5 protein-coding genes are annotated in these 4,059 nt (G+C 48.8%); 4 read left to right on the top strand and 1 reads right to left on the bottom strand.

What is annotated here, in order from left to right:
• The first annotated feature begins 515 nt into the window (after positions 1–515).
• Entirely contained in the window at positions 516–1,511 is a 996-nt protein-coding gene (locus tag WC764_04735) for a hypothetical protein (GenBank protein ID MFA6007000.1), read from the top strand.
• 217 nt (positions 1,512–1,728) lie between these two features.
• On the opposite strand, the gene WC764_04730 is transcribed toward WC764_04735, so the two are convergent.
• Positions 1,729–2,238: a hypothetical protein gene (locus WC764_04730; protein MFA6006999.1), complete on the bottom strand. Its 510-nt coding sequence runs from the start codon at positions 2,236–2,238 to the stop codon at positions 1,729–1,731.
• 112 nt (positions 2,239–2,350) lie between these two features.
• Here WC764_04730 and WC764_04725 point away from each other — a divergent pair, with 112 nt between their 5' ends.
• The 3 genes from WC764_04725 (at position 2,351) to WC764_04715 (ending at position 4,031) form a co-directional block, all read left to right on the top strand.
• Positions 2,351–2,725: a hypothetical protein gene (locus WC764_04725; GenBank protein ID MFA6006998.1), complete on the top strand. Its 375-nt coding sequence runs from the start codon at positions 2,351–2,353 to the stop codon at positions 2,723–2,725.
• Positions 2,726–3,053: 328 nt separating this feature from the next.
• Complete coding sequence (locus WC764_04720) at positions 3,054–3,629, top strand: hypothetical protein (protein MFA6006997.1); 576 nt, start codon at positions 3,054–3,056, stop codon at positions 3,627–3,629.
• 117 nt (positions 3,630–3,746) lie between these two features.
• Positions 3,747–4,031: a hypothetical protein gene (locus WC764_04715; protein ID MFA6006996.1), complete on the top strand. Its 285-nt coding sequence runs from the start codon at positions 3,747–3,749 to the stop codon at positions 4,029–4,031.
• Positions 4,032–4,059: the final 28 nt, after the last annotated feature.

The raw sequence follows: 4,059 nt of genomic DNA, 5'->3' as shown, positions 1-4,059 counted from the left end.
ACAACAACCCAGCCCAACATGGCACTCCGCAAGGAGTGGACCCAAGAAGCATGGGAGGCACGAAAGTGGAGGGTCTCAGGTGTGGTTATCACCCACCATGACTCTCACGGCCTGTGCTACGAAGTCAGGCACGCAGACAGAACAGTAGGTTGCTATGACCCCTCCGAGATTGAGGTTACAGCGATCCACGACAAATGCGGGCACCCCATCTTTGCTGGCAAATGCGTTCATTGTGACCTTGGATTGCGCGAGGCAACCCCAATCTCCAAGGAACTACAGCCCGGGGACTCTGGTATCCATGATAAGTGTGGATATCCCATCCGAAACGGCAAATGCACCTACTGCGACCGTTGAGCACGCAAATCGCAACCGCCCAAAGGAAACCTCCTTTGGGCGGTTTTCTTTTTGAGAGCTAACTGACACTTTAGTGCCCCACATTAATTTGACATAACCAATTTTGTGATGTAGTTTACAGTTGACTGTTCTTTACAATAACTCAACGAAAGGGGGCTCAAATGCTAGGACTTGAATTGAGCTCACTTACCGGTGAGCTGCACAAAGTAAGCCAGAAGTACAACAAGAAGCCAGTTGGCTCAATCAAAGACGTCGACACCAAAATTGGACCATGGAGAGAATTCTGGACCAGGCGAGGCTTCACTGACCGCACATTTCTGAGTCACTACTACGAACTGCCACTCAAGGCGCTCAAAGGATTTTCTTTTGACGAGATCTGCAAGCTTAGACATTCGAGCTCCTACACTATGGAGCTCGACGTCGAGAAATTATTTGAAACGGACGCAAACTACGAGGTAGTGAATAAAATTACGAGCTCGATGTGGCGATGGGGCACAAGTAGAGGCATGTGGAACGAGATTGTTGTCGCCTATGATTGCATACGCCACTTCTCTTTTCTGAATAACTCTGACTTTGAAGTCAGTCTCGATCACACTAAGTACTTTAACCCGTATGGGTATGCGAAATACAGTCGCGTCTTTATTGATGGGGTGTTCGCACTTCTTGTCTACTACAAAAAAGAGCATGTGCTCACTGTTGGATTTTCCATCACTGCCGGCAAGGGTCTGCTGATACAGCAAGTTCAAATGTCAAAGCGCACGGGCAATCGCTGGCTGTATCATTTCCCAAATAACCGCCTTGAGTGCGTCATCGGCCTCTTCAAGTCTAACTTCCCGGGCTATTCAATCGCGGTGATTGACGGAGCATCCCTGGTAAACAAGACACTCTCCGACTATCAGCAGGGGCTTGATCGCGCGCAGGAGCACTGCAAAAACTACCGAGAAGTTCTTGCAAAAAACAGAAGTGAATCAAAAGAATATTACGCTCGTGCGCTAAAAGAAAGCGAGCAGGATTGTGCGGAGCTCAGTGCCAGGATTGCACATTTAGAAGGCGATGCGCCACGACTTGTCGCCTTCTATGAGAACGCCGGAAGTTTTGTTCTCGGACCTGAGTCCAGGAAATTCAACGGCATCTTACACCACAAAGTAGCTAGTTAGCTACGACAGCCACGCCGCCCTTCAACAAGGGCGGTTTTCTTTTATAAATCGAACACAAAATACCAAAAATAAGAAAATAAAAAAACAGGGAGCAACTCCCTGTTTGGTTTGGTGGCGAGCACGGACTTGAACCGTTCGGGCTATCATCCTGTGGGCCGATCCCACAACTCGCCCTGGTGTACGTTCAACTGCAATTATACGACGACAAATGTATTTGTCAATAGCAATCGAACTTTAGCAAAAGCTGGTTCTGTCGTAGCGTCCTATTCATTCTCCAGCAAGTGCGTGTCCACAAAGGGAACGTCTCAGACATGCCATCAAACAATCGTCGCCGGCTATAGTCTTTTGAAAATTGGCCAGCCTGGTAATAAAACGACCGCCCAAGTTCATCAAACCATCTTACGTCGTGCCTCCTACGCATTTGATCTCGAAAGAACCCCGTGAACAAGAGGACCTGCGACCCTCCTATTTCTAATATTTCAGCGCCAAACAGTTCATGCCGTTGAAATACGAACTGATCGAAGACTTCTGTCAGATCAGCAAGAACGGGCATTGCCCCATTCCCAAATCGCGAGACCTGAGCATATCGCGCAAGTACGTTTGCAACGTAGATAATTTCGTTCTCACGAAACGACCGTTCGCCGATTGCAGCTCGAAGATTTGTTGAAAAAAACTCAAGCGCTTTTGCTGAGTCAACAGCAAACAGTTCATCAAATAGTTCTCCCATTGTATATCCCCTCTCTGCCTTAAATCTTATACCTCGCCGATAGATATGCAAGACAAATCTTCTTCCTTGATACACCATAAACAACTTGACATATTCAAGAGCAAAAGCGAGTATGGGCCTAGACGCACTGACATTTCCTGAGGAGGGCAGAATGGCAAAGATAAGGACCAGCGAACAGGCAGCAAACATGACCATGCTTGAGTTCTGCGAAACGTTCAAGATACCGGAAGATTTTGGGATTGATTCAATCCCCGTCAAACACCCCGATACCGGAGAAAAAATATACTACATCGGCGGAGTATCAATGGAGCTGTGGTATCGCAAGAAACCCGGACAAGCCGGCAAGGATGGACAGATGTGGCCGCTCATGCAGGGTACAGGTTTTGATCCTGCTACACTAGAAATTCACCCGGACATCAAGAAGGAACTCTCTGGAATCGGAACATTCACCAGCAAATCTTCTCTCAAAAAACCAACGACGAGGTGAATTATGTGTGATGGGAGCTCACTTATGGGCGGATGTGGGATGTCAATGGAAATTTGTGACTGCGCATGCCACAGCCTCATGCCAGGATTAACGGTGAATCACATGATGGCGTGTTGTGGCAAATGCCCAGTCTGCCATCAGAACATCGTGACCCACTTTTACGAGCAGCATGTGAAAGCATGCCGGGATCGCTACAAGCTGCCCGAACCAAAAATGTAAAATGCCCGCCCAAAGGAAACCTCCTTCGGGCGGTTTTCTTTTGCTTGACACTGCAATAGATAAATAGGAGTATGAGAGCAGAAGCACTTTCACTTTCATAGGAGAACTCATGAAAAGGATCATCGTCAGTGTCACAGGTCCTACAGGTTCCGGAAAAACATCGATAGCTCGCGGGGTGCTCAAAGAGAGGGCCTGCGCATTTATGGTCCAGAGCCATACAACGCGCGACCCGAGACCGAGTGATTTACCCGGTGAATATTCCTACGATACGCCGGACGAATACGCACATTTATACATGACCGGTTCGTTCCTCTGGACAGCAAAGCATGGAAGTACGTGCTATGGTACAACACCAGAAATAATCAGAAGTGCATACGAACCGACAGAGGCGCTCGGCATCATGATCCTTGTGCCCGAGGTAATTCCCCTTTTGTGGCAATTCCTTGGGAAGATTGGGAAAGGCGCTTCGTACAAACCCTTCTTCATCGTTCCCCCCGAAAGAGCGGTGCTCGAGGGACGTTTACGGGCACGCGGCGATAAAGTGGAAGAAATTGCCCTACGTCTTGATGAAGCGCAAAACTGGTATCGAGATGCGAAGTTATCCGGCATCCCCTACACGTACATCAGAAATGATGGTGCGATCGAGACTGCAGTGAACGAAATCCTGAAATCAATCCCGGCATAAGCCAGACTGAAAGACAAAGCCCCACCAACGTGGGGCTTTTTACTGGCTAGGCTTGTTTGACACGTAACTACTATCATGCTATTATCTCATTAGGAGGCAATAATGAGACAGACGACTTTGACGGTCCAACAAATCAAGGGGCATTTGGATGGCGTGGCAATGCAGCCATATCCAAAGTGCTTGCTCATCAACGAACTTGGCGAGCTCGCCAGGAAATTCGGGGCAGACACGGCCAGGGCACAGAAGATCCTCGTCGAGCTCCTTGAGAGCGAGGACACTGCTGACCGATGGATTGCGGTTCACTGCCTGAAGGAGGCCCAAGAGGCAGGCTTAACTTCGCGGGATACCGATTTCCACATCGCTGCGTTCAGTAATGCACCCGAGAATGCGGGAATCCGCTAGAAGCAAGCCGTTCGTACCCGTAGGGTGC

The sequence above is a fragment of the Candidatus Paceibacterota bacterium genome, assembly GCA_041660505.1.
Taxonomy (GTDB): Bacteria; Patescibacteriota; Minisyncoccia; order Phycocordibacterales; family JACRKE01; genus JBAZWG01.
This window is presented reverse-complemented; position numbering and strand designations above follow the sequence as displayed.

Bases quoted from the DNA above. Each gene is read 5' to 3' on its own strand.
- WC764_04735 (MFA6007000.1), top strand. From the start codon at position 516: ATGCTAGGACTTGAATTGAGCTCACTTACCGGTGAGCTGCACAAAGTA.
- WC764_04730 (MFA6006999.1), bottom strand. From the start codon at position 2,238: ATGGGAGAACTATTTGATGAACTGTTTGCTGTTGACTCAGCAAAAGCG.
- WC764_04725 (MFA6006998.1), top strand. From the start codon at position 2,351: ATGGGCCTAGACGCACTGACATTTCCTGAGGAGGGCAGAATGGCAAAG.
- WC764_04720 (MFA6006997.1), top strand. From the start codon at position 3,054: ATGAAAAGGATCATCGTCAGTGTCACAGGTCCTACAGGTTCCGGAAAA.